Raw genomic sequence first — 487 nt, 5'->3', positions numbered from 1 at the left:
CTAACGAGGCTGTAGAAAAACCCGATTTCGAGCCACCTCTACCGCCTTTTGTCCTTATTCATTTACCCAGCCGGGTATATGGCTGAGTAATCTTAGTATCGGCATTTAGCCACTTGAGCGGCCAGCTAAAGCTTGCTGAAGACGGCCTTTTGCTCTTAAGCGCAACTTATCCCGCTCATAGCCCTTCATGACGCAACCATGTGGCCATAATTCGCTAACTTCTCAATATTGTGCACTAAGCAGTAGAGCTGCCACTGGCCTTGCACCTTTTTCTTACCTCGAAGGCTGAAGCGGTTCAGTCTTTTCGTTGTGCCAATATTGCCGAACACCGGCTCTACAACTGACATGCGATGGCTGTAAATCTCTTTGCCCTTCGGGCTATCAACTCGGTGCTTCATCCAGTCAGTGTAATTGGGTAAGCGGTTGTTCTCGACAATAAAAGACACTTGTCGCCCTGCGCCGTTGCGGTGGTCGGCAGAGCTCGGGT

1 protein-coding gene is annotated in these 487 nt (G+C 50.1%); it reads right to left on the bottom strand.

Annotated features, from left to right (window positions below):
* Nucleotides 1-185 precede the first annotated feature (185 nt).
* Nucleotides 186-487, bottom strand: a 302-nt coding sequence (locus tag ACT3R7_RS20755) for a transposase (protein ID WP_496199471.1), incomplete at its 5' end; no start/stop codon positions are given.

The organism is Halomonas sp. AOP43-A1-21 (genome assembly GCF_052376775.1).
GTDB lineage: Bacteria > Pseudomonadota > Gammaproteobacteria > Pseudomonadales > Halomonadaceae > Vreelandella > Vreelandella colorata.
Note: the sequence above shows the minus strand (reverse complement) of the source record. Positions and strands in the feature narration are given on the sequence as shown.